The following is a 25555-nucleotide window of genomic DNA, read 5'->3' as shown; positions in this document are numbered from 1 at the left end:
GTCCACTGACATGGGAACACTGCCTCGTAAGAACCGAAACCAAAGTACGAAATACTGCGTCTAACCCTGATTCTATCTTCCACAGCAGACTTATAAGCTCTCAGGCAATGCAAGTTTTAACTCTGATTTCTACAACGCTTGTAAATATCCCAGGGGGAAACAATGAAAACTGATGACCAGGAGAAGGTCTCCATTGGAGCCTATATAACACTGGCATTTGCTGTCGTGTTCTTTTCCGGACTTCTGAAGTCAAATGAGTGGTACGGTGTCTTTGACTTCACCACCCTTAACGGCAGCTTTGGCAAGCTGATGAAAGACGCCACGGGTGGCATGGCCGCTTTCCGTGGTGTGGGTGGTAGCGGTGCGGCCGATGGTTTTTTGTTTGCCCTGGGTCTGGTACCAACGGCCATGTTCGCCCTGGGTATGATTGCAGTGCTTGAGCACTATGGCGCGCTGAAAGCTGCCCGTAAAATGCTGACACCCCTGCTTCGTCCTCTGATGGGTATTCCCGGTTCAACCGGTCTGGCCATTATCGGCAGTCTGCAGTCCACCGACGTGGGTGCGGGCCTGACCAAATCCCTGGCGGATGAAGGCGAACTGACTGACACAGAAAAAGATGTCTTTACTGCATTCCAGTTCTCCGGAGGTGCACTGATCGTCAACTTCTTCGGTTCCGGTGCGATACTGTTCACCCTGTCTGACACCACGGGCGCTGCCGTTCCCGGTTCTATTGGTCTGGCCCTGGCGGTAATGTTTATCTTTAAAATCGTCGGTGCCAACATTATGCGTTTCTACCTCAAGGCCATTGACAAGAAATCCGGCGAAAAAGCAATCACTGCGGAGGCTAACTGATCATGAGTGCTGCACCTGAAAGTAAAAAGATGATCACTGACGTCTTTGTTGAAGGCGCCCGTAAGGGTTGGGGCATTGGTATCGGGAGCATTATCCCAAATATCATGATGGCCTTCGTGATCATCAAGATTCTGTCTCTGACCGGTTTTCTGAAAGTTCTGGCCACCGTGTTTGGCCCGGTTATGGCGCTGTTTGGAGTACCCGGTGAAGGGGCTGCCGTACTGATGGCAGCGGTTATGTCCATGGGAGGTGCCGTTGGTGTTGCCGTAGGCCTGTTGAATGAAGGCGCCCTGCACGCCCGCGACATTGCCATTCTGGCACCTGCTATCTACCTGATGGGTTCCACTATTCAATACGCTGGACGTATTCTTGGTGTTATCGGGACGGAGGGTCGCCGTTACCCTGTCCTGTTTGGCATCTGCATCCTGAACTCCCTGATGGCCATGTTTGTCATGAATCTGCTGGTGTGAATCTTTATTCAACGCTATGATCCGGGTTCAACAATAAAAAAGCCGGGGACTTCCCCGGCTTTTTTTGTCTGGATGACTTTATATTTGTGAAGGTAGTTACCATGAATGAGAAAGATCCATTTGAAAGCCTTGCCTGTAACTGCGTAGAAGTTGGCACCATTATTAAAGAAGACGATACCGTATTGACGATCGATCTTTCTGGCGTCAATGCTGAATCACGATTTGATGCCCTGAAAGAAGAGGCGGCAAAAATCGGTTCCGGTAACTGCAAAATCTCTGCTGAAACCGTTGATCAACATGGCCAGACAGTGATTCACGCCATGTTTGAGTTTGACTGCACCGCTGAAAAGCTGATTTTTCAGATGAAGAACGCCTGATTCTCCAGCCAAAAAGACAGTCACCGGGCGAATGGTATAAACTGTTCGCTGGCTATCCACCTCGCACTCCTTGCCAGGCCTCCCGAAAATAAGCCAGACATTAACGCTCATGCCCAGACCCCTATGCCCTCGATGCCAACGCCCGGAAACGCAGTGTTACTGTTCAGCGCTGAAAGAAGAAATCGCCTGCATGGATATAATTATTTTGCAGCACCCCCGGGAGTCCAGGCACCCATTGAATACGGCTCGCATTCTGGAGCTGGGCATCGGTAATTGCGAGGTATGGGTGGGTGAAGATTTTAGATCAGCTATGTGTAGGCGAAACAGTTTTGCTGTCTTTAATGTACAGTATTGCTAACACCTCTGTCATGACGCTAATAAGAATGTTTGTATTATCCTAATTGCTTTAGCTATGGGATGGCGATCTGCCAGTTGTTTTTGTTTAAAGATAAGTAAAGCTGAGACCCTGAACTGACTGAGGTTTATGATGCTTGAGGCTTGGCACAAGTTAACCCATACGACTATGCAGCATAATTGCAGACTTGGTTGCAGTGATTTCCTTCTACCACTCAAATAAAAAGGTTTTGATCATGGATCGTACATTAAACTTTACCAGCCCTGCGCGCTGGAGCAATCAGTTAGCAGCTGAAGAAAATGTGGAACCTGCGACTGAAACATGGAGTACCAACACCGATAGCCAACTCCATCAGGTCGGAGATGGACAAAATCCCCCTTACGGTACAGATTATGCGCAGCAGCCCCTGTCCAGTCGGCATGTTACAGAATTACCTCCGAACAATTCAGCAAATCAGACTGCATCAGATTTGGTTCCTGCAGCAACTCCCGGGCAAGCACCAGCTCGCTCTTCCGGATGGACTCTCGAATTATTCAATGATTATTTGAGTTTTCACAAATGCCCTTATGAAAAAGATATCTTCGGAGATGATTTTTACTGGCAGGCGTTCCATCCATACTTTGAAATGTTCGATATTTTTTTTGATTGGGTCGCCACCGCGTACACGAAAGATGAAAACTACAATGGTGCAGCGAGATTACGTCAATACTTGCTACCAGAAGAGAAGCGTTCTATTGAAACCTTAAATCTTATCGGTGACACGCTTGTTTACGATGATGGAATGATTGGTTATCTGGGTCGAGTTTTAGAAATGTATCCCATTGATTCTCACCATCTTCGTCAACTGGAAGAAAAGTTTGTCGGCAACGAACTGGAGCTCGATAAGTCAGCTAACTTTGCCAAGCTCTCGGATGAAAGAAGAGAGTTTTATGCAAGCCACACTGCGAAAAAGGAAAAAAGCTTTTTTGATCACATCTATAGCTACCTTAAAGATAATCCCTACCGTTTAGAAAGAAATGGTGCATTAAAAGAGCTAATCAGTGATTTTGACAGGAATGGTGTTGGCCAGCCATTTCATGAATATGTCTTAGAAGGCATTGCCCTCACAAGAAAGCAACAACCTGGTATTGACATATCTTCCTTATCAAACAGATCCATATATGAATGTCTGGGTCATTTGGCTGTTTTTTGCAAACGCTGCCATAGTGCACTCTACCGGGTCGGAGTAGCGGATCAGTTTTATGTAATTTCCAGGCGGCAAGAACAAGAAAGACGTGATCAATCCTTGATGGCTTGATGATACACTACACGTTTGTCATGAATCTGCTGGTGTGAATCTTTATTCAACGCTATGATCCAGATTCAACAATAAAAAAGCTGGGGACTTCCCGGCTTTTTTTGTCTGGACGACTGTATTTTTGTGAGTAGTAGCCATGAATGAGAAAGATCCATTTGAAAGCCTTGCCTGTAACTGCGTAGAAGTTGGCACCGTTATTAAAGAAGACGATACCGTATTGACGATCGATCTTTCTGGCGTCAATGCTGAATCACGATTTGATGCCCTGAAAGAAGAGGCGGCAAAAATCGGTTCCGGCAACTGCAAAATCTCTGCTGAAACCATTGATGAACATGGTCAGACCGTGATTCGCGCCATGTTTGAGTTTGACTGCACCGCTGAAAAACTGATTTTTCAGATGAAGAACGCCTGATTCTCCAGCCAAAAAGACAGTCACCGGGCGAATGGTATAAACTGTTCGCTGGCTATCCACCTCGCAGTCCTTGCCAGGCCTCCCGAACATAAGCCAGACATTAACACTCATGCCCAGACCCCTATGCCCTCGATGCCAACGCCCGGAAACGCAGTGTTACTGTTCAGCGCTAAAAGAAGAAACCGCCTGCATGGATATAATTATTCTGCAGCATCCCCGGGAGTCCAGGCACCCATTGAATACGGCTCGCATTCTGGAGCTGGGCATCGGTAATTGCCAGGTATGGGTGGGGGAAGATTTTTCCGATCATACACACCTCCAAACAACGCTGGCAGAAAAGGACTGCTATCTGCTATTTCCCGGGGCTAATGCCCACGCCAGCCAGGATATTCTGCGAACAGCGATGCCGGAAGCACTGATCATCCTGGATGGAACCTGGCGCAAGGCCAAAAAGATCTATTACCGCAACCCACAACTGCAACAACTCCCCAGTATTGAGCTCACCGAGCTTGCCATATCCGACTATCGCATTCGCAAAGCACCGGGAGAAGGTGCCTTATCAACGGTAGAAGCAGCGGTTACCCTGCTGCGTCAGGCCAGCCGGGATAGCCAGGCACATCAGCAGCTTCTGGACACATTCAGCCTGATGATTGACCAGCAAATCAACGCCATGGGGCAGGAGATTTTCAAGAAAAATTATCCGCAGAGAAATGGTTGAGTAACTATTTACGCCACTTGATGTTGCAACCGACACTGGGCTTTTGATCTTCACTGACTGGCAAGCCCTTTAGCAAAGCGGTCATGGCACTGCGAAGATCATCTCCTGTCACCGGTTTACCATTCCCCGGCCTTGAGCCATCAAACTGTCCGCGATAAACGCACTTCAAATCTCCATCAAAAAGAAAAAAGTCTGGCGTACATTCCGCTTGATAGGCTTTAGCCACCTGTTGAGTTTCATCATAAAGATACGGAAAGCCATAGGGCTTTTGGGCCATCAACTCAGGGCGATCCTGGGGGTAATCGGTCACGTCATTGGCGCTGATCGCGACAATGCCCAGATCCGTGCCGTGAAACTCTTTGCCCAATGCCACCAGCCCCTCGTCAATATGCACAACATAAGGGCAATGGTTACAGATAAACATCACCAGAAGCCCTTTACTTCGGGCCACCTCAGCCACAGTTTTTTCGGTCCCGGAAAAAACATCCGGCAAACTGAAATCCGGAGCCTGAAAACCAAGTTCAACCATAGAAGAGGGTGTGAGCGCCATGATGTATCACCTTTGTTATTTAACCTGTTTAACCATAGTGGATATGGTGGTCCGCGACGTTTCTGCAATTCAACGGAATCATGGCATAAGCCATGCCCTGGCACCACAGGGACTGTTTACAGAGGTCAAAACTCTGCTAACTTAGAGTGACAATAATCAATAGTAAGCCTATGGGAAGATCATCCTCGTTCAATCGACAACAGGTGCTAAGCGATGCCCTTGAGCTTTTCTGGTCCAGGGGGTTCTATGCCTGCTCATTGAAGCAACTGGAAGAGGTTACCGATATGCATCCGGGTAGCCTTTATTATCATTTCCAGAATAAAGAGCAATTATTTCTCTGTGCTCTTGATCACTACCTTGAATGGCAACTGCAACCAAGAATCGATAAGTACCTGGCTTACAGTCCCACGCTATTGGATCTCCGACGCTTTTTTACCTCCGGTTATCGTCATGGTCAGGAGGCCAGCTACCGCAACTGTTGTTTCCTGGTGACCACCAGCAATGAGCTCCATCTACTGCCGTCCGATGCATCAGAACGGGTGCAGAAAGGCATCCAGATGCTGCGAACAGGCTTTATTGATTTTATTGAGAAATATACAGAACCGAAAAAAAACAGCAGCGCTACTATTAATCATGAAGTTATCGCCAGCGAGCTGCTGAACCTGTATCTGAGCATTCAGCTGATGGCCAAAGTGAACCCGAATCAGCATGCCCTGGACAAACAGGTCAGGCAGAGCCTGAATAACCTCTTTACTTCCATCCCGCACCAGTAATGCCTGCCATAATGAACTTGATCCATTACCCACCTTCAGGCCGTGCCGGGAGTTTGTCGAGTAAAGCAAAACACGCAGAATCCCTGTACCATATCGAGCTATCAATTCGGACTTTCCAGCATCAAGTCATGACCATCAAACAGATTATTGTGCACAAACTGGACCTTGCCCATGGTTCAGAGCAGTTACAGCCCACTCCAGCTTCCCAGAGCCTGGTCTCCTCCCCCTCTCTGGAGCTGGTACTGGATGACTTGCTGCAAACCTATAATAAAAAACCCGATAAGTGTTATGGCCAGTTCTCCGATCTGGCAGAGGACAGTTTTCCCGAACGCCTGAAGCAATATATGGATCAAGGCTCCGATGAACAGGCCGCCGGTTTTACCCAGTTCACCACAGAAACACTGACCAGCCTTGGGCAAAACCTCAGTGAGGCCGGAGCCATCAATGGTGGCTACGTGATGTTCGCAGACTATCAACAGGGCCTGACTCGTTATCTGCTGCTTTGCATGCTCAGCAGCCAGAACAGTGTCACCATTACTGATGAGCTGACCATTCAGGACACGTCCTATCTGGACACTGCTCGCATGTCCCTGGCCTGTCGCATCAACATTACCGACTGGCAGAAAAACCCGGAAGCGGGGCGCTATCTATCGTTTCTCCGGCCAAAAGGGGGCAAACGTCTCAGTACCGTATTCCAGGAGGTGATTGGCTGCAGTGAAACCAGCAGCAGCAAAGACGAAGCGGACACCCTTCTCAAGGCTGTGGAGGCGTATTGCCAAGAAGAACCGGTAGAAGAAAACCGCACGATTGTAAAACGGCAGGTTTATGATTACTGCCAGAACAAACTGGATGAAGGGGAAAGTCTGTCAATGCAGGAGCTGACAGGCCACCTCAGCGAAGCTGGCCCGGATGACTTTGCCCGCTTTGTCAACACCCGGGATTATGACATGAGCACCCCCATGTCCCCTGAACGCCGCAAGCTGACCCAGCTGGTACGCTATACCGGGCGAAGCAAGGGACTCAGCCTCTCTTTTGATGCCGAGCTGCTGGGCGGGCAGATTCGCTACGATGAAACCAACGATCAACTGATCATCACCGGGGTTCCTGACAAACTGAAAGCACAGCTGAAGCAGAATTAAGCAGTATCCATACCAGAACAAATTTGCTACAAATAAACACAAGGGATTGATCTGACGCCCAGGGATGGGTGCCTGCATCACACTGCACACGCTTTTATTCGCAGAGGGTATTCAGGTCTGCTTCCTACAGCAAGCATCCCGCTTGCCGATAAACACCTGATGAAAAACAACCCGGAAGCCACTATGATTTTTCGTGCAGTTTTTCGTGCAGCTTTTCGTGCAACAACGGTCATCACCTTGTCCACAATCCTGCTGGCATTCGGTGTAAAAGCGAGCGAAAAAGAATCCCCTGCCCTATCTCCTGCCACCATTATCCAGCAGCAAATAATGCTCAACGACATACTGATCAGCATTCACCGCCTGCAGCTGGATTTTCTCGATCAGGATGCCAGAAACGCACTGCAGCTGGCACAGCAATCAGTCAACATCACCATCAATACGCTGCCAGAAAGCCTTGATGATCCTGAAGCCAATAAACTGCTGGTCACCGTCGTATCCCTTTGGCCGGTGGTCAACAAACACATTACCTGGCTGAGCACCATTCCAGCCAGTTCTGCCCCCCCCTCTGGAACCTCATTACTGCGGGTACTGGCGAAAATGGATCGCCAGCTGTTGCTGCTGAGGCAAAAAGTCACCGACGTCCTGGCTGGAGACAAGGCCAATCTGCGCTTTCTGGAGCAAGCGCTATTGATGCAATACATGACCAGAGACTACCTGAACCTGCTGGTTTCAGAACAAAATACCGAGATCACCAATACCAACCAAATGCAACTGAAAGCACAGGCCAACCGGTTCCATCAGCGAATGACAGCTTTTAATGATGAGTTAGGTGATCATCCCCACGCCATGGTACCCGTCAAACAGGCAAACGCCGCCTGGTCGTTTATTCACAGCAGTTTTGAGCGGTTTCCGGAACGGAAGATACCTGATCTGATTGTGCGCTATGGCAAACGGATTGTTCGCAGGCTTTCTTCCGTCCAACGTATGCTGTAAATAAGCGCTTTTCAGCCACGGCTATCACGTACAAAAGCATCATTCTTCATTCTCTACCATACCGCTCTCCGGAACGATACAAGAATAGCTGTCTGACTCATGACTCCCTGGTGCCATAATCGTCAGCACTTCAGTTGCCGACATCCTTTCCTGCAGAAACACCTCCGCTTCACCCCACTCAAAAGGCACCGTGAACTGATCAGTCACCTTAAACGCCTGCTGATGCAGAAATGGTTGCAGCGCATAGCTGACGGTAATAATCCTGATGCCAGCGGGTAGTTCAGCCAGGCGCTCTGCCAGCCCGGTTATGACATGATCATCAAGATTTGAGCCATACAGATAGATAATTGATGCGCTTTCCAGTGGCGACGTCAGATAGTCTTCACAGCGAACATCAATGCCATGCAACCGCATACGCTGACTGGTACGCTGCAAACGCCAGCAGAACAATGGAATCTGCTCAATAGCGGTAACCTGACACCCCTTAACCCCCTGCAACCAGATACTGGTAAAACCACTCCCGGCACCAAGCTCAAACACATGATCGTCCGAGCTCACGCCTGATCTTTCCGCAATTAACTCCAGGCTGGTCAAGGGAGTTTCACCGTAGACATAGATGTTCTCCGCCTTGATACGACGCTGATAACGACGACTGACCGCGTACGGACTATCCAGCAGATAACTGAGCTTCAACCATAACCATGGAAAAACAAACCGTGGGTTTCTGCCATAGCGCTTCAGCTCCCTGAAACTCTGTCGCCACTGATAACGCCATTGTCGGAAAGCCAGTATTAACAACTCCCTGTTAAATGCCATGCCTTTGCCTCTGACCGAAAGTGATTTCGAAAGTGCCCCGCCCTTATATTAATAACAGCCATTGCCCGGAACGCAAAATACCCGATGTCGCCGGGCAGATTGATAAATCGGTCAAAAACCATCCCATCACCTTTCCGCCGATCTCAGAATGTACTATGTTTGGGCTGAAGAAAGGGAGTTATGACCATGAGCCAAGATACTTCAGCGCCTGTTGCCGATAAAAAGCCCATTGCCAGTTCCGCCCAACAACCCAAACGGCTGTTTCCTGAAGACCAGCAGCGGGTTGATCAGTATTTAAAAGAAGGGGTTAATGAAGTCGAGCGTTCGCCATTCAAGCCTCTGCGCCTGATGGCCTGGCTAACGGTTGTTATTGTAGTGCTTGGTGTTTTAAGCCGGATCATCGGCTACCTGGTTTTACCTGACTGAGAGGATGACCTGCAACCAGAACGCAGGCAAAAAACGAACAGTAAGTTCGGCTCTCCGGTAAAACAATAACAACCCCCATAACAGCCATACATAATTAATAGAAAAAACTGGAATAAATGTGAAGAACAAACTCCATAGAATCGTGATCGTTGGTGGTGGAGCCGGAGGACTTGAACTGGCCACCGGCCTGGGCAGGAAACTCGGCAAAAAAAAGCGCGCTGAAATCATCCTGATTGATGCCAATAATACCCATTTCTGGAAACCGCTCCTGCACGAAGTGGCCGCTGGCTCCCTTAATGCCTTTGAGGATGAATTAAGCTATCTGGCACAGGCCAAATGGAACCACTTCAAATTTATTCCCGGCAAGATGGCCAGCCTGAATCGCGCTGAAAAGTCCATCGGACTCAGCCCTGTTAAGGATGCCAGCGGTCACGAGGTGGTGCCTGCCCGCACCCTGGCCTACGATCAGCTGGTTATTGCCGTCGGCAGTACCGCCAACGACTTCAATACACCCGGTGCCAGGGAGCACTGCCTGTTCCTGGATAACCGTCAACAGGCAGAGAAAATCCACACCACCCTGATTAACCACTATCTTCACGCCCAGGCAAGCAATAACGAAAGCACCAGGCTTCGCATTGCCATTATTGGCGCCGGTGCCACTGGCGTGGAGCTGGCCGCAGAACTCCATTTTGCCGCCATTGAACTGGCCCACTATGGACTGGATGCCATCAAGCCGGAGGATCTGGAAGTAACCATCATCGAGGGCGGTGAAAGAATCCTGCCTGCACTGCCGGTTCGAATCAGCAACAGTGTTCAAAAGCAGTTAAGCAAAATGGGAATTCGGGTAATGACCCGGCAGATGGTGAGCGAAATCAAGGCTGACGGTGTAACCACCCGTGATGGTGAGTTTATTGAATCCGACCTGAGAATCTGGGCAGCGGGGATCAAAGCACCTGAGTTTCTGTCCGGTATAGATGGTCTGGAAACCAACCGGATCAATCAACTGGTTGTCCGTTCCACCTTACAAACGACGCTGGACGATCAAATCTACGCTATGGGCGACTGTGCAAGCTGCACCCTGACCGATAGTAAAAATGAACATATTACCATCCCTCCCCGGGCACAGGCGGCCCATCAACAGGCCTCCCTGCTGGCCAAAAGCCTGATAGCCCAAGCCAATGGCTCCACAGCGCTGGAATTCAATTACCAGGATTACGGCTCGCTGATCTCCCTGAGCCGTTTCAGTGCCGTGGGCAATCTGATGGGTGCCATTACCGGCGATATGATGATTGAGGGAACACTGGCCAAATGGTTTTACATCAGCCTGTACCGGATGCACCAGATGACACTCTTTGGCAAACTGAGAACCGGAACATTGATTTTGAAGGACCTGATCAGCAGGACAACCCGACCACAGCTTAAACTTCACTAACAAAAAAGCTGCTGGCAAATAGTTCACCAACGGCTAAAAAACTGGAAAATGGTGGGTCGTGTAGGATTCGAACCTACGACCAATTGGTTAAAAGCCAACTGCTCTACCGACTGAGCTAACGACCCGTTTTTGCACCAGCCACAGGCTGATAGACAGAATCAGTGGTTCCCCGTCCACAACTCACTGCGAACCAGAACGGCGGTGATGTTACCCATTCCCATAGACCTTGTAAAGCCCAAAGCACGAAAGTCTCACTTAGTAATTCCCGCAATCCGTCCGGCAATAAAGTGATCTGCCAGAATTGTGGAGCAGTTTATTGCACGGTAGAAATCCTGAAATCATCCAGCGTTCTTTAACTCGCCATCAACCAGCGTCACCACATCATCAGCCTTTAAACCAACGGCACCTCGTACGACCACCCGATCACCGGGATACACATCCCCACGTATCGTTACATACAGCTCACTGCCAGACAGCACTTCAATAGCCACAGGCTGCGCTTGATAAACCTCGCTTTCCCGGATGACCTTAACAACCTTATGCCCACCACCGTCCATGACCACGGCATCCCTGGGAACCCTCAATGCTTTCAGCGGTTTTTTCAGTGGTATGGCAACCTTCACCGGAGCACCGGGAGCCCAGTTAACGTCAATCGGGCTGAGACGCACCTCCATTAACCTGGACTTTGAATCTGCCGCCCCCGCCCGGTTAATCAACTGTGACTGGTAAGTTTTTTCACCGTCGCGGATCTCCAGCAAGTTTTGCTCATCCAGATAGCCTGAAAGCTCAATGGGCACCTGAACCTTCACCTCAATCTGTCCGGTATTAATCAGTTGGACAAGGGGGTCACCAATAGAGACATATTCACCAGCAGCCGACATTCGATCATTAATCACTCCGGCGAACGGTGCTCGTATCTTGGTTCTTTGCAACTGATCAAGCGCCTTCTTATGATTCACAGTAGCCAGCTGCCAATCCAGTTTGGCAATCCGATAATCATGTTCAGCTGTATCCAACACACTTTTTGAAATACTTTTCTTCTTATGCAATGCCTGAAGACGATCAAGCTCTTTATTCAAATACTCAAACTTCTCACGGGCCCTGAGCATTGCCAGCTCTTGACTGTCCACTTCCAGTGTTAGCGCTGCATCATCCACTCTGGCCAGCAGATCACCTGCTTGCAATGGTTGTCCAAAATCCGCCAGCCAGACAATACGACCACTCACTTCTGCACTGATCCTGGCACTCTCCCGGCTGATTACAGAGCCGTTCAACCAATGAACAGGGGCTGAATAATGAGTTTCCACCACAGCCGTGGTCACGGCGGTAGAACCGAAGCTAACGGGAGCAACCAGCACCAGCAGGATCAACATACCGTTCAGACGTAATCGTTTCATGCGCTTGACTCCATTTTGGTATCAGCCACCTCTTTTTCCCCGACCCGTAACAGGCTCGGAAGCAGCACTAATGTAAAGACTGTACTGATGGTCATGCCGCCAATAATCACTGCTGCCAACCCACGATATATTTCACTGCCCGTTGCAGGACTTAATAACAGCGGCAACATGCCAAAGATACTGGTCAATGTGGTCATAAATATCGGGCGCATCCGGCTAACCAGTGCCTGCTGGACCGCCTGTTTTCTGTTCATTCCTGAACGTTCACCACTTCGAGCCTGATGAACCAATAGAATGGCATTATTCACCACCAGCCCCAGCAAAATAATAAAGCCGACCATGGTCAAAAGATCCATGGGCTGAGCGGTAATACCATTCAATAAAACCATCGCCAGCAAACCACCCACCGTGGCCAGTGGCAGCGTCAGGATGACCAGCAGCGTGTCTCTGAAGGACCTGAATAACCCCCAAAGCAGGATCATTAAAATCAACAGTGCAAAGATAAAAATATTCAGTAAGTTGTTAATCGCTTGCTTGAGGCTATCAGCATTACCGGAAATTTTTATCTGGCCACCGTCTTTAATCCCGTCTTTAATCAATTGAGACGCTTTCGGGACAATGGTCTGCTCGACAAAATCCAGTGTGTCTTCCAGGGTCATATCATCGGTTGGTGAAATTGACAGGGTCAGCGTCCGTCGCTGATCAACCCTGCGAATACTTTCCGGCCCCAGTCTGGGCTCGACCGACAACAGCTCACCAAGAGGAACAACAAACCCGGCAGGGGTCATCAACGGTGTCATTTCCAACACCTGGGGGGAGCGGATTTCATTGCTGCGCATAATAATGTCCAGGCTCTCCTGGCCATCAAAATATTCTCCCAGATGAATGCCTTCTCCCAGACTCTGTATGATCACTGGCAGACTGCCCCGGTACCAACCCACTTCAGAAAGGCGACGATCATCCGGCAAAAGCCTTAGTTCCGGTGCAGTAAAATCCAGCCCGGGAAAAGGCCGTACATCAGCACCGGGCAACTCCTCCTGTATTAGCCCAATCACCCGCTTTGCTACGGTATAAAGCCCGGGAAGGTTATCTGACTGAAGATCAAGATTGACGCCATTACCACTGCCATAATTGCCAAACAAGTTGCCCTGGCGGGCAAAAGCCGTTGCATCGGGAATATCGTTGACAATGTCCTGTCTGACCAACCTTTCCAGCACTTTCACCTGGCTCTGGTCTTTCGCTCGAATCCCCATGGTTGCGCCACCGGGCCACAGAATAAAGTAATAATTTTTCAATGCTGGCTCAGCAGTACCTTCCATATACGGTTTAAGCCGTTCAATCAGGAGTGGAACCACCTCTTCCTTAACCGATGAGACACTGGTTCCCGGAGAAAAATTAAACCAGACGTCAACAGCATCCCGTTTAACTTCCGGCAGATAATCCATTCGGGGCATAGCAACACGGGTTAATACGATTGGCAGCCCCATCAGAACAACAATAATCAGCCAGCGGCGACGGCTGGTTGAGGTCAGGCGAACAATCCAGTCACTTATTCCCTGCCAGATATGGCGGTAGTGGTCTTTAAATTCCTGTTGTGGTAACCACCGTGCGGCAGCGGTGGGCAGCACCGTCATGGCAATCAACAATGAAACAGCCACCGAAACCGCAATAGTCAGGGCAAGGTCAGCAAACAGCTGCCCCTCCACATCATTCAGAAGCATAACGGGAAGAAAGATGGCGATCGTCGTCAGCGTTGATGCCAGCAGTGCGCCCCATACCCTGGACGACGCCACTTCCACCGCTTTAACTGGTTCGATATTACTGTTCTCCCTCTGTCGTACGATGCTTTCCAGCATCACAATGGCGGCATCCAGTACCATGCCAACAGAAAATGCCAGCCCGGCCAGAGAAATAACATTTAAGGTACGGCCAGTGAAAAACAGAATACCCAACGTAATCATCAGGCACACAGGGATCGACATGGCAATAATCAACGTTGCCCGCCAGCGCCGCAAAAAACACCAGAGAACGGCGATGGCCAGCAAAATCCCAAAGAGCAGGTTGGTACTGACCATATCCTGGGCGCGCTGAATAAATACCGAAGCATCAAAGGACTGAACCATCTTCACCCCTTCAGGTTCCAACACATCGTCATTCAGTTTTTTAACTGCTGACTTGATGCCCAGTAATGCATCCAGGGCATTGGCACCAGACTCTTTGAAAATCTGCATGCCAATGGCCGGGTTGCCATTCTGAATGCGCAGCGTTCGCTCCTTACCCCGGCTTATTGAAATATCTGCCAGATCACGAAGGTACACTGGCAAACCGTCACGCCAGGACACCACCATGTCACCCAGCTGGTCAATCTCATATTTACCCGCCAGCCGCAGTTTATACTCACGGCGCCCGATATTCAGGGTACCGCCGGAGACATCAAAACCGGTGGCTACACGAGCTGCCAGTTCAGGAATAGTGACCCCAAGCTCTGCGGCACGCCATGGGTCAAAAACAATATCCAGCTGCTGTTCCCCTTCGCCACGGACAGCGACACCAGCAACACCGGGAATACTTTCCAGCACCGGTTTCACCCGGGAATCAATCAGCCCCTGATAGCTTTTAATGGAACGATCATTGCCCGGTAACTGCTGAAGAAAAAACCAGGTCAGGCTGTCATTGGAGCCACTATTATTGACAAACGGTCCACGGATATTGTCTGGCAGGCCAGAAACCCGATTCAGGCGATTGATCACCTCAAGCAAGGTTTCCTGCATGTCCGTGCCCAGGGCAAATTCCATATCAATTTCAACACGTCCACTGCCGGAATCACTTTCCATCATCTTCAACCCTGGCAGACCTTTAAGCGCCTGTTCCAGTGGATCTGTGACTTCTGATTCTATCTCCTCCGGTGCCGCTGCCCTCCAGAACACCTCTACCGATAAGTGAGGACGGTCAATATCAGGAAACAACTGAATGGGCAGCTGACGTATACTCAACAGGCCAAACAGGAAAGTGAGCGCAACCGCAATAGCAATCACGGCCGGGTTGTGGATGGAGAAGCGGGTCAGGTTCATATTACTTTAGTTCTTGTTTTTATCTCAAAAAATCTACATATAAAGGTGATAGTCTTTCTGTTGTCTCCCCATATTGAGATCAACCAGCTACACGTTCAGTTCCTTCATTCGATTAACAATTCTCTAACCAGACGAGTCTCAACTAACTGCCCCGCCTCCATCTCCACACGATATGCTGCAGCACCCGGCCTTGAAGACACTACTCGACTCAATTCCCCATTGATGTAATGAAGACCAACCCCATCATCTGCTGCAATACCCGGGGAAAGGCGACCATGTTTAATCAATTCCTGATAGGCAGGCCTTCTGTTTTTTTCACCATCATAGTGTGGACAATGGCTTCCTGGTAAAAAGCCCAGGCATGGGTATGGCTGCAAATCACCGCCAAAGGAATCAGTAACCCCTGCTTCAAACCAGCAGATTGAACCGGCACTTAACCCACACAGCACGGTTCCACTGTTCAATGCTTTTTTCAGCGCCTGATCAACACCATGAAGCTGCCAGATAGCCAGCATATTGACCGTGTTTCCGCCGCCAACATAAATCACATCCTGTGAGCAAAGAAAAGCCTCAATATCCCGGCCATCTCTTCGGAACAGCTCAAGATGACAAGGTTGACACTCCCGTTGAGCAAAACGCTGATAAAAACGAGTAATATAACTCTCACTGTCACCGGATGCTGTGCCTAGAAAACAAATCCTCGGATTATTTCCACCTTGCCGAAGGATATAATCATCCAGTACCGGTGAAGACTCCATGGAAAATCCACCGCCACCAAGAGCGATAATCTGCTGACTACTCATAAATTCACTGTCTTTTATTAATTCTTGTATTTCAGGGTAAGCATCTGATTTTGACCAATCCCGTTGGTGGCAACTTTTTATTATAATCGGGCACTTCCAGCCTCCTCAGGCTGAAAGTGCCCGATAACGTACCTGCCACTGGTTCCCTAATCTGCTCTTTGATTTCTGGCAAAAAGTCATACAAGCTCAATTACCGTTTGTTAATCCTGCCCATATGGTAAACACCAACATACTCACCGTTTCGAAAAGCATAATCCGGTGACTCGCCTTCTATCTGAAAACCAAATTTTTTATAGAGCTTAATTGCAGGTTCATTATCCACAAACACCGTCAACTCCATTCTTCGCAGGTTCAGCCAGTTATCTGCCAGATCCACCATGGCTGCCATCAAGGCACTGCCAACCCCCTGCCCCTGGCTGTCATCATGAACGGCCATTCCGAGATAACCTACGTGGCGTCGTCGCGGATTGGGTGGATTATCCAGAAACAGATAACCAACCACTTTCGAATCTATTTCTGCCACGTATTGATGGACACTTTCCCGATTGCTCTTCTCCAGGCGGTTTTCCCAGAGCTGCAGAGATGGTCGTGGGAGCTGCATTGTACCGGAATAAGCCCGCTCTCCCTCGTAGAGTTTTCTGAGATGATCCGCATCGTTCATTTCTACGGATCTGACAATAATTTCAGCCATTGAGCAAACTCCTTTTTAAATGGCCTCCTAAACCTGACAGGAGGCGAAAGCACGACTGATATTACCAGATCTTTACCCGGTCTTCTGGTTTACGGTACATACCATCACCTTCTTCCACCTCAAAGGCTTTATAGAATTCATCAATAACGTTATCAACCAACACTGACATTCTGGCTTTTGCTTCCGGTGGAAAGTACGTTTTCACGTACTCCTTACCCAACAGTTCGCCAAGTACATCATCCGCTGAGTCAACACCCCGCTTCCAGTGTGGTGCAGGCTCTTCAATACCTCTTAACGTTCTGCCGTAAAAATCAAAACGTACCTGGGCAAAGGGTTCACTTAAAGACGACGCATAACTGTTTAACGTATGGAATGTCAGGTAGTTTTCCATGTCGAGATATCAGTACCGCTGATAATGAACAACAGTTTTCTAAAGTAGCCCGGCTGACGCACAATGACCTGGTCAACATCAACACCGGCCTGCCGGAGATACCGGGAAAAATCAAAATCCCCCATTAATTGATTGGCATCAGCTACTGTCATTTTGTTGTAGGCTTTTATCGGATCACGTCGCTCCACGCGAGACCACTGAACTTCAGCCAGCCTTGTTTCCAGCGCCATAATCCCCGTTGCCACTTGTTCCGGCTCTGGTTGACCCGCCAAGACCAAAAGTTCGGTCATGTAATCCCGCTATTGTTGCCGGATAGCCTTATATCGCTCCCCCTCTTCCAGGTAGTAGTCCCGATCAGGAAGCCCCAACCCGGATTGACTCACATAGAGCGCATTCACTTCAGATTGTCGTGCATCATAAAGTTTGCTGAAGGCACCATAGCGTGATTTGTCTTCCGGTATCTCTGTTTTATCAAGCCATTGACCATTCACATAACGACAGAAATCATCCTGCGGACGCACGGACGAATCCATATTGTCATACTCAATACCAGAAACCTCAGGGGCCTGAGCTACTTTCTCGTGCTTCTCAAGAGAATGATGGGAGCTAACTGCACAGCCTGTTATTAACGCGGTACCGACAATAGCAACTGTCAGGAGTTGCAACTTCATAGGCTTAACTCTTCGTTTCCTGATCCATATGGTTTAAACAATCAGTGTATAATTTCGGTTTATTTTAAACGACGATATCTGTCTGTTTGCAAAAATACGGTTGCAAAAGGCCTGATAGACTTTAACTGACCAGCGACAACCTTTCAGACTCCTGCACTACAACATCCCGCTGTGCCTTAAACATATCCCGATACAACCCCGGCTCTTTCAGCAGTGACTGATGAGTTCCACGCTGAACTATTTTGCCTCGCTCCATCACCAGAATCAGATCTGCGTCTTCAATAGTGTTCAATCTGTGGGCTATCGCTAACGTCGTTCTGCCCTGCCTCAGGGTAAACAACGACTGTTTGATCGACAGCTCGGTTTCACTATCGATATTGGCAGTGGCTTCATCCAAGATCAGAATCGCAGGGTCCTGGGCCAGCGTTCTGGCAAACGACAACAACTGTTTCTCACCACTTGACAGTGACTGCCCACGTTCCCCCATTTTCTCTTCATAGCCATCATGAAGCTGCTCTATAAAGCCAGATGCCTGAACCCGGTTAGCCGCTTCTTTTACTCCTTGATCAGAGATGTCAGCCTTTCCCAGGTGGATGTTCTCAGCAATACTGCCCTGAAAAACAAAAGGCTCCTGAAACACCAGCCCAAGGCTGTCTCTCAAGGTCTGTTCGGAAAATAAAGCCAGGGGCTGGTCATCTATCAGCACTGAACCTTTCTGGTATTCATAAAACCGCATTAACAGGTTAACAATGGAACTTTTCCCACTGCCGGTATGGCCAACCAGTGCGACAAATTGCCCGGGCTCAACGGTAAAACTGATACCATCCAATGCCTTGTTAACCCCATCATAAGACAGCTCAACATCACGAAACGCTATACGACCACGCTGAATAACCACACCATTCTTACGCTCCGGTCTATCCTCAACCGGTTCATCCATCAACTGGAAAACCCGCTCAGCAGAAACTACTGACTGCTGCCAAACCTGCATCTGCATGGTGATATGGGTCAATGGCTCAAACATACGATCAAGATAGTTTATAAACGCATAAAGCAACCCGATCTCTACCGGCCCGCTCAATGCCTGACCAGTAAAGCCACCGACCATTAATGCAAGCGCCAACATGGCAGCAAAATGGACCATTGGCCTCAAGAGCACGCCATTAATGATCACCAGACGATTCTGAATCCGCTGATACTCTTGACACGTATCTTCAAACTGCTGACTGACCCGCTTCTGCTGACGCAATACCTGAATAACCGACATCCCCTGTATGGATTCATTAATCCGGGTGTTGATATCACTGAGCACAGCGCGGGATGCATGAAACACCGGATGGCTGTATTTCTGATAAAGATAAATACAGCCAACAATAATGGGCAGAATGCCCAGACAGAACAGTGCCAACCGAACATCCAGCAAAAACATGGCAATGATGACGCCAATAATGGTGACAACACCTTTGATGGTATCAGGCAGTGCCTGAACGAACAGGTCCCGAACAGTTTCTGTATCGTTAGTCACCCTTGACACCAGCTTGCCCACCGGCTCCCGGTCAAAAAAAGCCATCGGTAACCGGAACAGGTGATTAAACACTTGACGACGAATATCGTGTACTACCGACAGCGCCACCTTTTGAAACAGCATGGCTTCAAACCAGCTCATCACAGCGGCCATCAGGTACATTGCCATAAAACCAACCGCTAGCAGGATCAGGGCATTCTGATCCCAGTCACGGGGAACCACATGGTCATCAATAAACGTTTTCATTAATACCGGCGCATAGAGCGTGGCACCGGTACCCAGTAACATAAGCAACAGACTGAGCACCAGCTGCCGCCGGTAGGGTCTTCCATAATTCAACAGCCGTATAAACTGCTGCTTATTGTTCTTATTCCTTTCCAACACGTTTCCACCCAGTTCCCAAGGCCCGGAAGACAGAGTTAAGTAGCTAACCATATGGCCAGCTACTTAGTCACCCTGATGTTTTTATTTCCAGAGACTGACGTTTAAATATTCTGGCGTACCAGCCATTCCCGGTGATCAGCTCCCTGTGTGCCCCTGATTCGCTGACTCTGCCTTGATCAAGCACCACAATCTGATCCGCCTTGTTCAAGTTAGTCAGTCGTTGGGTAATCAGAACAATGGTTTTCTGTTGACCTGAGGTTATCAAGTTGTCGAGAATTCTCGCCTCAGTCTGCATGTCCAGAGAGCAAAAAGCATCATCAAACAACAGAACATCCGCATCCAGCAGTAATGCCCGGGCAATGGTCAGCCTTTGCTTCTGGCCACCGGACAGGTTGACTCCTTTCTCACCAAGCATGGTTTCATAACCATCTTTAAACTGGACGATGTCGTCATGGACACAGGCCAGCCTGGCAACCCGTTCAATCTCTGCACGGCTGGCCAACGGTTTTCCAAAAGCAATGTTTTGTGCAATGGTCGCAGAAAACAAAAACGGCTCCTGAGCCACCAGGGCGAAGCGGCTTCTGAGCTGATCCAGCGAAAACTGTTGATGATCAACACCATTTAACTGAACACTCACGGCAGCATCGTCGTACTGTCGTAACAGCAGCCTCAGCAAGGTGGACTTCCCACTGCCAGTTCTGCCACAAATACCGACAAACTGCCCTTTCTTCAGTTTCAGCGACAACCGCCCCAAAGCCGCCTTATCGGCACCCGGGTAGGTGAAGTTTTTAATGTCAAAGTGGATATCACCATCCAGGCTTTTAACTGTCTCGAATTCACTATCAAACACACCGGGCTTTTCACCCATCAATGACTGAAGGCGGTTGAGCGAGGCATTCCCCCTTTCCACAATATTGAACAGCCAGCCAAAGGCAAACATTGGCCAGACCAGTAACCCCAGATAGATGGTAAATGTCGTCAGTTCACCGAGCGTCATCAGGCCGCTGTCAATGCGCCATGCACCGAAACCCAGACTTCCCAGGATAGAAACACCCACACAAATGGAAATCGTCGGATCAAACATCGCATCAATCCGGGCCACTTGCATATTGGCAGCGACGGTAGTTTCTGATTGAGCTGCGAACTTCTGCATCTGTGAACGGTTCAAATCATGGGCCCTGATCGCCCGCACTCCGGAAACCGCTTCCTGAACCCGGTTATTGAGATCGGAAAACGCCTCCTGGGCCAGCTTGAATCGGGAATGCAGTAAGCCCGCATACCTGAACATCAGCCAGGCCATGACCGGAAAAGGCAGCAGCGCAGCCACGGTCATCTCCCAACCGCACACCAGAACCATGGCAATAATCACCGCAGAACCGGCAATCATGGAGTCCACCAGAGTAAGCACGCCCTCTGCCGCTGTCATTTCAATGGCTCTTACGTCATTGGTCCCGTGAGCCATCAAATCACCGGTATTGTGTCGCTGATAGAACTCCGGCGACATCCGGGTAAGGTGATGAAATAAACGCAGACGCATAACCCTGCCCAGCTCAATCGCTCCACCAAACAGTATAATCCGCCAGCCATTTCGCAGGGCGTATATGACAAGACCAATAAAGGCAATAAGCAGCGATGACTGCAAAACACTGGCAAAAGTAATGCTGCCCTGCTGCACCTCATCGACGAGATCACCAATAATCCAGGGCGGCAACAACTCTGCCAGCGACACCAGAATCAGAAAAAGTACACAACAGCTGTAACGCAGCCAGTGTTGCTTAAAGAACCATCCCAGGTTCCAGAAAATAGACATGTATCCCCCAATGCCTTTTAACTACTAAATTCAGCCGATAAAAGGCTAAGAAATGAATACGTCAGGGTCATGTATTCACCAAACAGTCAAAACCGATGGGAACAGCAATACTGTTCGAGACAAGACAGCTGACAACAACACTTGGTTTGATTGAAAGAAAACAGCGTTAATAAGATGTGCAGCTATCCTATGGCAGGGGGTTTAGCAGACCACCCATACTGTCCACAGCGACAAGTCCATGGATGCACACAATGGCAAACGTCGTCATAGTGAGTTTCTGGGCGGTATTAATCATGGAATACTCCTTGACCTTTTTTGTTATCAGCTTTTGACCGTTTATTTGATTCCCTGTCGCAAAGGTTGAGGCATCAGGAATAAGTATTATTCCTGATGCCTATTTTGCTTTCAACCTGTCTCAGGCAATGTTGTCCAGTAATTCCTCAAAACGGACCACCTGTTTTTCTACAATGTCGAGGCTCGCATGCCAGAACTCCGGTTGACGGATATCCTGATCAAAATGTTTCTTTATCAAGTCCTCTGAGGTCATACGGCCTGTGTCCATCATTACGGCCCGATAAACATCGCTGAATTGATCACCATATTGGTCTTTCTTGGCATAAATACCGAGGCTAAATAAATAACCAAACAAGTATGGATAGTTGTAGAAGCTCATTCCCGATATTGAGAAGTGCATTTTTGCAGCCCAAAACATAGAGTCACAGCCTGACACACTGTTTTGATACCATTTACCCCAACTCTCACTCATCATTGCTGACAATTCACTGGCTGGGACATAGCCCTGCATTCTTGACTCCACCAGTTTTGACTCAAAATCAAACCGGGCTGGAATATTGATCAGAAACGAACCGGCACTTTTTGCATCTTCCCACGACGTTGCCAGTTTTTCCTGATCATTACTCGCCTCTCTGGCCAAAGCATCACGCACAAGCGTTTCAGCAAAGATACTTGCCGTCTCGGCCAGGGTTGATGGATAGATCGTTTCTACAAACGACAAATCTCTCATAACCCAGTTATGCCAGGCATGGCCAAGTTCATGGGCCAGAGTAATAACGTTGGTAATGGCCCCATCCCAGGTCATAAATACTCGAGGTTCCCTGGCGCCGGGAAACTTTGAACAATACGCACCATTGGCCCTGTTATTGGAAGGTCTGGCATCAATCCACCCCTTCTGATACATCATTTTGGCAAAATCACCCATTTCCGGGTCAAATTGGCTGAAGGCATCTGAAATAAGATCAATGGAATCTGAGAAAGCGTGATAACTCCCGGACAGATCATGATTTAATTTGGGGCATGGCGCTAAAATATCCTGTGGCTCCAGTTGACCAATACCCAGCCCTTTTGCCATTCCCTTCAGGGCACGATGACCAATGCTCATCCGGGATTCCGTGGTATCCATCAAGGCACTTAACGTTGATCTTTCAATCTTTTGGCGATGACAACTCACATCCAGATAATGAACTGGCTCAATGTTTGACCGCAGTTGATTCTCTTCATTCCGCCAGCCATTGACCGCATTGAGAATCGCGGCAGCTGTTTCCTCACGGCTACGCCAGGCGTTCTGGATACCCTCCCATGCCTGTTTACGTTTTACCGGGTCATGTTGCAATGTCAGATTAAATGCACCGGCAAGGCCCATTTCCTGGTCGCCGACCTGGCATCGCAATGAACCTCTCAGATCATTATAAAGACGCCACCAGCTATGCAGGCCGTCCACTGACAGGGCGGAGATCGCCACTTCCTCATCGGTAGACAACAAATGTGCGTTACGTTTTCTTTCATGCTGAAAATAAAACTGATAGCTCGCTGCTGCGCGATCAGCAAACACTTGCTGCAATACTTCATCTGACGCTTTTAGCAAATACTGTTTAAAAGGTTTAAATGCCTGGTCAATCCTGGCACTCAGTGTATTGGTTCTGGCATCCAGCCTGGATGCATCTTCATTTTTAGCATCGACACTGCTGGCTGAACTGGCGAAGGTGGAAGCGGTCCAACACAGAATACTGGCTTTTTCATCAAGCTTAATAGCCTCAACCAGTATTTTAACCACCGTATTTTCATTGCCGGTATCGAGTGCTAAAGCTTTGTCGCTCAATGCATCGCATATTTCGGTGATAGTTTTAAGGTCTTGTTTGAGAGCCGGATCGTTAAAATCCTGATAAATGTGAGTGTTATCCCATACCGGGATTGAGTTATCCATTTTGATATTCATGATTTCCTTCACATAAAAAATCCCTCCCTCCCCGTGGATTTAACCACGATGGCAGTTAAGGGAGGGAGGAATTTATTTGCCGATTACTGGTTATTCAGGTCCTGTTGCAAAAAGCCAATCCAGGAGTTGGCCTGGCCTCTACTGCTCTGAATAGACGCCGCTTTCTCCATATAACCCAGTGATTTTCGACTATCTCCCAGCTGATAGTGGGCCATGCCTGTCAGAAAAAGCATCTCTCCCTGCTGCTTCTCGGTAATCCCGTCAAAAGGGTTGGTAACCAGCGTCAGTAACTCCTGATAACGCTCGGAACGAGCCAGCATTCTGGCCAATTTAACCTGCAGATCAGGATCTTGCTCAAGTTCCAGCGCTCGATTAAAAGCATCAATAGCCTTGCTATTCTCCCGGGCGTGGGACCAGAAATTGGCAAGCTTCTTCAGGTTTTCGAAATTACTGTCAACCAGCCCGGCTTCCATTCCCTGTGAATAAACAACACCAGCCTGATAAGGCACTTGTTGATAAGTCAGGAAGTTTGCCAGCTGTGTGTAGTCACTTTCCTTATCAAACAGACCATTGCGATAGGCGGCACGCAGTGCGGCCAGTGCCGCTGCATCCCGCTTGATGGACATATTCATGCCTGAAAGCTGCAGCCAGTACTGTTTTTTCTGCGGCGCCAGAGTGACCAGTATTTCCAGAACATCAATGGCTTTGGGAATGTCTTTCAACTCATAATGGGCGGCCAGCAACAGGGTATACCAGGACTCCGGAGGTGCTTCCGACGCCGCAATTGCCTTCTTCGCCGGATCTACCACATTTTTCCATTCCTGCATTCTGGAATAGCCGTTGGCCAGCATAATCCAGGCACTGGCCGGTATCGCAACTTTCTCATCCAGATTAGCCATCCAGACTTTCAGCTGGTCGATCCCTTCCCGGTACTGACCTTTCATCATCAACAGCTGTGCAAGGTTATAGCGAACCTGCTGAGCTGCAGGTAAATGCAGTGCATCATCAGCCAGGGCTGATCGAAAATAACCGATGGCTTTGTCGTATTGCTCCTGGTTGGCAAATACGACGCCCAGCATCTGGTTAACCGCCGCCTTATCGAATTTGCTGTTTTTTACTTTGCCAAGCACATGCTCAAGGCTTTGACGAGCCGAGGCATAATCATCTTCAGCCATTTGTTCCTGGGCTTTGAGAATGTACTTATAGGTAATCTGCCGCAGCTCTGGCGCTTTTTTGGGAGCGGCCATGGCCAGCGGAGCACTTATGCCCGCCAGCAGCACAGAAACCATAGCCGTCTTTTTTAGACTTAACCTTATACTGTCCATGGTTTACTCCACTCGTTATTCCAAGACGAACTCATATTCCTGCTGCTGTGTACGTGCCACCGCAACACCGTCTTCCATTGCCGGTTTAAATTTCCATTTCAGAGCAGCCTTTTTAATCGCCTTGCCGAATCCTTTACCACGGGGCTTTTCTTTGACAATTTTTACGTCCGATACCCGGCCATCGGCATTAACCGTGTACTGAAAGACCACTGAACCACCCACACCACTTTGCAGTGCTTTACGGGGATACATGGGGCTGAACTTATTCAGAGGAACCGGACCACCACCAGCAGAAACACCACCAGAGGCGTACAGGCCAGCACCGTCGCCTACGGCCAGGTCAAGATCCACATCCACCTGGGGCACTTCCATCTTCACCTGCTCGATCACCGGCTTATCCACCTGCTGGGAGATTTTCATCTCTGGCGGTGGCGGTGGCCGTTTAGGCTGGGGCTTTGGGATTTCCCGCTTTTTCTCTTTGATGGTTTCCGGACGCTGCAAGCGAATAAACTCGCTGATCCGGTTATCATCGGCCTCGACCAGTTCATGGCGGTTGTTGTTGACCAGGGCATTCATCACCGCAAACAACCCCAGTGCCACCACAAAACCGAGACCGAGTGCTGCTAAATAACGCATACGCACCT

Annotated in this window: 24 protein-coding genes, 1 tRNA gene and 1 pseudogene; 12 read left to right on the top strand and 14 right to left on the bottom strand. The window is 49.0% G+C overall.

Translation table 11 applies throughout. The features are described from left to right. Nucleotides 1-162 precede the first annotated feature (162 nt). The 7 genes from ACO6V1_RS05900 to ACO6V1_RS05870 all read left to right on the top strand — a co-directional run bounded on the left by ACO6V1_RS05900 (nucleotide 163) and on the right by ACO6V1_RS05870 (nucleotide 4481). Nucleotides 163-852, top strand: coding sequence for a nucleoside recognition domain-containing protein (locus ACO6V1_RS05900; protein ID WP_422462371.1), 690 nt, complete (start codon nucleotides 163-165; stop codon nucleotides 850-852). A 2-nt stretch (nucleotides 853-854) separates the two neighbouring features. Then, the gene (locus ACO6V1_RS05895; RefSeq protein WP_422462373.1) at nucleotides 855-1322 is read left to right on the top strand and encodes a YjiG family protein; all 468 of its coding nucleotides are present in this window, start codon (nucleotides 855-857) and stop codon (nucleotides 1320-1322) included. Between the two features lie 101 nt (nucleotides 1323-1423). After that, entirely contained in the window at nucleotides 1424-1699 is a 276-nt protein-coding gene (locus tag ACO6V1_RS05890; RefSeq protein ID WP_422450169.1) for a DUF406 family protein, read from the top strand. 109 nt (nucleotides 1700-1808) lie between these two features. Further along, nucleotides 1809-2057, top strand: coding sequence for a DTW domain-containing protein (locus ACO6V1_RS05885; RefSeq protein ID WP_422450168.1), 249 nt, complete (start codon nucleotides 1809-1811; stop codon nucleotides 2055-2057). 232 nt (nucleotides 2058-2289) lie between these two features. Next, complete coding sequence (locus ACO6V1_RS05880) at nucleotides 2290-3351, top strand: hypothetical protein (RefSeq protein WP_422450167.1); 1062 nt, start codon at nucleotides 2290-2292, stop codon at nucleotides 3349-3351. A gap of 136 nt (nucleotides 3352-3487) precedes the next feature. Continuing rightward, on the top strand, nucleotides 3488-3763 hold the full coding sequence (locus ACO6V1_RS05875; protein ID WP_422462375.1) for a DUF406 family protein: 276 nt from the start codon (nucleotides 3488-3490) through the stop codon (nucleotides 3761-3763). A gap of 109 nt (nucleotides 3764-3872) precedes the next feature. After that, the gene (locus ACO6V1_RS05870; protein ID WP_422450165.1) at nucleotides 3873-4481 is read left to right on the top strand and encodes a tRNA-uridine aminocarboxypropyltransferase; all 609 of its coding nucleotides are present in this window, start codon (nucleotides 3873-3875) and stop codon (nucleotides 4479-4481) included. A gap of 4 nt (nucleotides 4482-4485) precedes the next feature. Here ACO6V1_RS05870 and ACO6V1_RS05865 read toward each other — a convergent pair whose 3' ends face one another. Beyond that, on the bottom strand, nucleotides 4486-5031 hold the full coding sequence (locus tag ACO6V1_RS05865) for a thioredoxin family protein (protein WP_422466160.1): 546 nt from the start codon (nucleotides 5029-5031) through the stop codon (nucleotides 4486-4488). A 170-nt stretch (nucleotides 5032-5201) separates the two neighbouring features. Here ACO6V1_RS05865 and ACO6V1_RS05860 point away from each other — a divergent pair, with 170 nt between their 5' ends. The 3 genes from ACO6V1_RS05860 to ACO6V1_RS05850 all read left to right on the top strand — a co-directional run bounded on the left by ACO6V1_RS05860 (nucleotide 5202) and on the right by ACO6V1_RS05850 (nucleotide 7936). Continuing rightward, a complete protein-coding gene (locus ACO6V1_RS05860; protein WP_422450164.1) occupies nucleotides 5202-5804 on the top strand; it encodes a TetR/AcrR family transcriptional regulator in 603 nt (200 codons plus the stop codon). A 128-nt stretch (nucleotides 5805-5932) separates the two neighbouring features. Beyond that, the gene (locus ACO6V1_RS05855) at nucleotides 5933-6943 is read left to right on the top strand and encodes a nucleoid-associated protein (RefSeq protein ID WP_422450163.1); all 1011 of its coding nucleotides are present in this window, start codon (nucleotides 5933-5935) and stop codon (nucleotides 6941-6943) included. Nucleotides 6944-7126: 183 nt separating this feature from the next. Further along, complete coding sequence (locus ACO6V1_RS05850) at nucleotides 7127-7936, top strand: hypothetical protein (RefSeq protein WP_422450162.1); 810 nt, start codon at nucleotides 7127-7129, stop codon at nucleotides 7934-7936. 39 nt (nucleotides 7937-7975) lie between these two features. Here ACO6V1_RS05850 and ACO6V1_RS05845 read toward each other — a convergent pair whose 3' ends face one another. Beyond that, entirely contained in the window at nucleotides 7976-8752 is a 777-nt protein-coding gene (locus tag ACO6V1_RS05845) for an SAM-dependent methyltransferase (protein WP_422450161.1), read from the bottom strand. Between the two features lie 186 nt (nucleotides 8753-8938). On the opposite strand from ACO6V1_RS05845, the gene ACO6V1_RS05840 reads away from it, so the two are divergent. Both ACO6V1_RS05840 and ACO6V1_RS05835 read left to right on the top strand, forming a co-directional pair. Beyond that, a complete protein-coding gene (locus ACO6V1_RS05840; protein WP_422466158.1) occupies nucleotides 8939-9178 on the top strand; it encodes a DUF3094 family protein in 240 nt (79 codons plus the stop codon). A gap of 118 nt (nucleotides 9179-9296) precedes the next feature. Continuing rightward, nucleotides 9297-10610: an NAD(P)/FAD-dependent oxidoreductase gene (locus ACO6V1_RS05835; protein ID WP_422466156.1), complete on the top strand. Its 1314-nt coding sequence runs from the start codon at nucleotides 9297-9299 to the stop codon at nucleotides 10608-10610. 49 nt (nucleotides 10611-10659) lie between these two features. Here ACO6V1_RS05835 and ACO6V1_RS05830 read toward each other — a convergent pair. From ACO6V1_RS05830 to ACO6V1_RS05775, 12 genes and pseudogenes are all read right to left on the bottom strand, one after another. Continuing rightward, nucleotides 10660-10735, bottom strand: a tRNA-Lys gene (locus ACO6V1_RS05830). A 213-nt stretch (nucleotides 10736-10948) separates the two neighbouring features. Then, entirely contained in the window at nucleotides 10949-12007 is a 1059-nt protein-coding gene (locus ACO6V1_RS05825; protein ID WP_422462383.1) for an efflux RND transporter periplasmic adaptor subunit, read from the bottom strand. Next, the gene (locus ACO6V1_RS05820; protein ID WP_422466154.1) at nucleotides 12004-15078 is read right to left on the bottom strand and encodes an efflux RND transporter permease subunit; all 3075 of its coding nucleotides are present in this window, start codon (nucleotides 15076-15078) and stop codon (nucleotides 12004-12006) included. Before ACO6V1_RS05820 ends, ACO6V1_RS05825 begins: the two co-directional genes overlap by 4 nt. A 104-nt stretch (nucleotides 15079-15182) precedes the next feature. Further along, entirely contained in the window at nucleotides 15183-15881 is a 699-nt protein-coding gene (locus ACO6V1_RS05815) for a Type 1 glutamine amidotransferase-like domain-containing protein (RefSeq protein WP_422450156.1), read from the bottom strand. 190 nt (nucleotides 15882-16071) lie between these two features. Further along, nucleotides 16072-16572, bottom strand: a complete 501-nt coding sequence (locus tag ACO6V1_RS05810) for a GNAT family N-acetyltransferase (protein WP_422450155.1) — start codon at nucleotides 16570-16572, stop codon at nucleotides 16072-16074. A 61-nt stretch (nucleotides 16573-16633) separates the two neighbouring features. Next, nucleotides 16634-17253: pseudogene (locus ACO6V1_RS05805) on the bottom strand (hypothetical protein). A gap of 9 nt (nucleotides 17254-17262) precedes the next feature. Further along, entirely contained in the window at nucleotides 17263-17634 is a 372-nt protein-coding gene (locus ACO6V1_RS05800; protein WP_422466152.1) for a hypothetical protein, read from the bottom strand. A gap of 121 nt (nucleotides 17635-17755) precedes the next feature. Next, nucleotides 17756-19543 carry an ABC transporter ATP-binding protein gene (locus ACO6V1_RS05795; RefSeq protein WP_422466150.1) on the bottom strand — a complete coding sequence of 596 codons (1788 nt, stop codon included), beginning with the start codon at nucleotides 19541-19543 and terminating at the stop codon, nucleotides 17756-17758. A 67-nt stretch (nucleotides 19544-19610) separates the two neighbouring features. After that, nucleotides 19611-21353 (bottom strand): ABC transporter transmembrane domain-containing protein, encoded by a 1743-nt coding sequence (locus ACO6V1_RS05790; RefSeq protein ID WP_422466148.1) that lies wholly within the window; start codon nucleotides 21351-21353, stop codon nucleotides 19611-19613. Between the two features lie 415 nt (nucleotides 21354-21768). Further along, nucleotides 21769-23574 carry a M3 family oligoendopeptidase gene (locus ACO6V1_RS05785; protein WP_422466146.1) on the bottom strand — a complete coding sequence of 602 codons (1806 nt, stop codon included), beginning with the start codon at nucleotides 23572-23574 and terminating at the stop codon, nucleotides 21769-21771. Nucleotides 23575-23669: 95 nt separating this feature from the next. Next, nucleotides 23670-24911 carry a tetratricopeptide repeat protein gene (locus ACO6V1_RS05780; protein ID WP_422466145.1) on the bottom strand — a complete coding sequence of 414 codons (1242 nt, stop codon included), beginning with the start codon at nucleotides 24909-24911 and terminating at the stop codon, nucleotides 23670-23672. A 15-nt stretch (nucleotides 24912-24926) separates the two neighbouring features. Continuing rightward, a complete protein-coding gene (locus ACO6V1_RS05775) occupies nucleotides 24927-25547 on the bottom strand; it encodes an energy transducer TonB (RefSeq protein WP_163369531.1) in 621 nt (206 codons plus the stop codon). Nucleotides 25548-25555: the final 8 nt, after the last annotated feature.

Source organism: Endozoicomonas sp. ALC013 (genome assembly GCF_049310205.1).
Taxonomy (GTDB): domain Bacteria; phylum Pseudomonadota; class Gammaproteobacteria; order Pseudomonadales; family Endozoicomonadaceae; genus Endozoicomonas.
This window is presented reverse-complemented; position numbering and strand designations above follow the sequence as displayed.

What these genes read in the sequence shown, in the direction of transcription:
- ACO6V1_RS05860 (WP_422450164.1), top strand. Translation starts at nt 5,202, where the DNA reads ATGGGAAGATCATCCTCGTTCAATCGACAACAGGTGCTAAGCGATGCC.
- ACO6V1_RS05845 (WP_422450161.1), bottom strand. Translation starts at nt 8,752, where the DNA reads ATGGCATTTAACAGGGAGTTGTTAATACTGGCTTTCCGACAATGGCGT.
- ACO6V1_RS05790 (WP_422466148.1), bottom strand. Translation starts at nt 21,353, where the DNA reads ATGTCTATTTTCTGGAACCTGGGATGGTTCTTTAAGCAACACTGGCTG.
- ACO6V1_RS05780 (WP_422466145.1), bottom strand. Translation starts at nt 24,911, where the DNA reads ATGGACAGTATAAGGTTAAGTCTAAAAAAGACGGCTATGGTTTCTGTG.
- ACO6V1_RS05820 (WP_422466154.1), bottom strand. Translation starts at nt 15,078, where the DNA reads ATGAACCTGACCCGCTTCTCCATCCACAACCCGGCCGTGATTGCTATT.
- ACO6V1_RS05865 (WP_422466160.1), bottom strand. Translation starts at nt 5,031, where the DNA reads ATGGCGCTCACACCCTCTTCTATGGTTGAACTTGGTTTTCAGGCTCCG.
- ACO6V1_RS05815 (WP_422450156.1), bottom strand. Translation starts at nt 15,881, where the DNA reads ATGAGTAGTCAGCAGATTATCGCTCTTGGTGGCGGTGGATTTTCCATG.
- ACO6V1_RS05870 (WP_422450165.1), top strand. Translation starts at nt 3,873, where the DNA reads ATGCCCAGACCCCTATGCCCTCGATGCCAACGCCCGGAAACGCAGTGT.
- ACO6V1_RS05840 (WP_422466158.1), top strand. Translation starts at nt 8,939, where the DNA reads ATGAGCCAAGATACTTCAGCGCCTGTTGCCGATAAAAAGCCCATTGCC.
- ACO6V1_RS05810 (WP_422450155.1), bottom strand. Translation starts at nt 16,572, where the DNA reads ATGGCTGAAATTATTGTCAGATCCGTAGAAATGAACGATGCGGATCAT.
- ACO6V1_RS05900 (WP_422462371.1), top strand. Translation starts at nt 163, where the DNA reads ATGAAAACTGATGACCAGGAGAAGGTCTCCATTGGAGCCTATATAACA.
- ACO6V1_RS05850 (WP_422450162.1), top strand. Translation starts at nt 7,127, where the DNA reads ATGATTTTTCGTGCAGTTTTTCGTGCAGCTTTTCGTGCAACAACGGTC.
- ACO6V1_RS05880 (WP_422450167.1), top strand. Translation starts at nt 2,290, where the DNA reads ATGGATCGTACATTAAACTTTACCAGCCCTGCGCGCTGGAGCAATCAG.
- ACO6V1_RS05875 (WP_422462375.1), top strand. Translation starts at nt 3,488, where the DNA reads ATGAATGAGAAAGATCCATTTGAAAGCCTTGCCTGTAACTGCGTAGAA.
- ACO6V1_RS05800 (WP_422466152.1), bottom strand. Translation starts at nt 17,634, where the DNA reads ATGAAGTTGCAACTCCTGACAGTTGCTATTGTCGGTACCGCGTTAATA.
- ACO6V1_RS05825 (WP_422462383.1), bottom strand. Translation starts at nt 12,007, where the DNA reads ATGAAACGATTACGTCTGAACGGTATGTTGATCCTGCTGGTGCTGGTT.
- ACO6V1_RS05890 (WP_422450169.1), top strand. Translation starts at nt 1,424, where the DNA reads ATGAATGAGAAAGATCCATTTGAAAGCCTTGCCTGTAACTGCGTAGAA.
- ACO6V1_RS05775 (WP_163369531.1), bottom strand. Translation starts at nt 25,547, where the DNA reads ATGCGTTATTTAGCAGCACTCGGTCTCGGTTTTGTGGTGGCACTGGGG.
- ACO6V1_RS05855 (WP_422450163.1), top strand. Translation starts at nt 5,933, where the DNA reads ATGACCATCAAACAGATTATTGTGCACAAACTGGACCTTGCCCATGGT.
- ACO6V1_RS05895 (WP_422462373.1), top strand. Translation starts at nt 855, where the DNA reads ATGAGTGCTGCACCTGAAAGTAAAAAGATGATCACTGACGTCTTTGTT.
- ACO6V1_RS05785 (WP_422466146.1), bottom strand. Translation starts at nt 23,574, where the DNA reads ATGGATAACTCAATCCCGGTATGGGATAACACTCACATTTATCAGGAT.
- ACO6V1_RS05885 (WP_422450168.1), top strand. Translation starts at nt 1,809, where the DNA reads ATGCCCAGACCCCTATGCCCTCGATGCCAACGCCCGGAAACGCAGTGT.